Origin of the sequence: Streptococcus danieliae, from assembly GCF_025447695.1 — a bacterium.
Classification (GTDB): domain Bacteria; phylum Bacillota; class Bacilli; order Lactobacillales; family Streptococcaceae; genus Streptococcus; species Streptococcus danieliae.
Window position 1 is genome coordinate 1 of the sequence record NZ_JAOBSU010000179.1, and the last position, 1,595, is coordinate 1,595.

Consider the following 1,595-nt stretch of genomic DNA (forward strand, 5'->3'; position numbering starts at 1 on the left):
AACAAGTGAGAAAAGGACTCTTTAAATATGTCTATTCAGCCGATGTCGCTCAAGCTAATTACGAGAAAAATCGTAAACGATCTGTTAAAAAACTGATTCTTACTAAGAAAATGAAGGACAAAATTCTTCACTATCATCACCAAAAGTATTCGCCTGAAATGATGGTTAAGACAAAAAACATTGAGGCAGGTGTTACCACAATTTACTACTGGATTCACAATGGTCACCTTGGATTAACTAGGAAAGATATGCTTTATCCTAGAAAAACGAAAAAAGCAATCACAAGTAACTTCAACGAAGCCACATGTGATTGCCTCTATGCATCGTCTCATTCGAACGATCCATTACCTCATAACGCACAATAAACTTTACGACTATAGTCTTTCTAAAAGTCAATAAGGAATAATTGTGCCATACCATTATAACACCTTGCGAAAAAAATTGAAAGTCAAGGTGCTGTTTCAGTGTACTCTTTTTTAGGTATTTGGTCTTAAGTTATAGGTAAAATCATCAAAAGTTGCCTGTGAGCTAGCCTATTGTAAGAGAAGAGGGATTCCGTGTAAAGGCACGCTAACGCTCAAGACCTTGACACAAAATCCCCTTCTCTTCGCTTGCCAACTAGGCTCAGCAGGCACCACTCTGCCAAATAAATTGGCCAATTTTTAGAAAAATGGTTGACAAATGGTAGAAAAAGGAGAATCCTTGGAAAAAAACAAGCATTCATACTGCTTCTCCCAAAGATTTTTTAAAGACTTCTCCACGTTTCGCAGGGCAGATTCTATCAACAATCCCCCAACCGCGCTTTCTTCTGATTACCAAGGGATGAGACCCCACTCTGAGACTAGGCTACTTTCTAATCCCCTCAAGAGCTGCTTCAATGTGACCTAAGACTTCTTTCAATGCCAGTTCATCATTGACAAAATCAAAACGGTCCCCATCGATTCGAATCTTCGGACTTTTATCATAAGCTTGGTACCAATCTGGATAAGCAGTATGAACTTGCCGATAGTATCCCTCTAAATCCGGATTCCCCTCAACCTGTTCATACTCCCGACCCCGACGCGCAATCCGATGTAACATAGTTTCAAAGGACACATCAATATAAATCAATAAGTCCGGTGCCTTCTTGGGCATCCCCTCCAACTCTTCCATCATATTATCCAACAGTTCATGGTAAACTTGATGCTCTTCCTGCGTGACATTGCCATTTCGATAATTCAGATCTAAAAACAGAGCATCCTCAAAAATCGAACGATCCAAGACATTGTTGTCATTCTTATAGGCTTCCTTAATACTCTTGAACCGTTTATTTAAAAAATAAATTTGCAAAAGAAAAGCATATTTCTCTGGATTTTTATAGTAGAGATCCAAAACGGGATTATCATCTACCGATTCATAGAAAACCTCTGTTCCAAAATACTCTCCCAAAGCCGCAGCTAGCGACGATTTTCCGGCACCAATTGTACCTGCTAAAACTAACAAAATTTTCTTCCCCTCCTTAGACTTTAAACCAGAACCGAGAGTGTACAATATCTTGTGTAAACGCAAAAAAGGAATAAATCCTGTATAGTAGAGTTATACCAAAAATACTACTA

The 1,595-nt window shown here is 38.7% G+C and carries 1 protein-coding gene and 2 pseudogenes; 2 read left to right on the forward strand and 1 reads right to left on the reverse strand.

Going from position 1 to position 1,595, the window contains the following annotated elements:
* Positions 1 to 302: pseudogene (locus N4310_RS08395) on the forward strand (IS30 family transposase); the annotation flags it as partial.
* Positions 262 to 399: pseudogene (locus tag N4310_RS08400) on the forward strand (IS110 family transposase); the annotation flags it as partial. The pseudogenes N4310_RS08395 and N4310_RS08400, both read left to right, overlap by 41 nt.
* Positions 400 to 846: 447 nt before the next feature.
* Here N4310_RS08400 and N4310_RS08405 read toward each other — a convergent pair.
* Positions 847 to 1,485: a deoxynucleoside kinase gene (locus tag N4310_RS08405; protein ID WP_160333242.1), complete on the reverse strand. Its 639-nt coding sequence runs from the start codon at positions 1,483 to 1,485 to the stop codon at positions 847 to 849.
* Positions 1,486 to 1,595 lie beyond the last annotated feature (110 nt).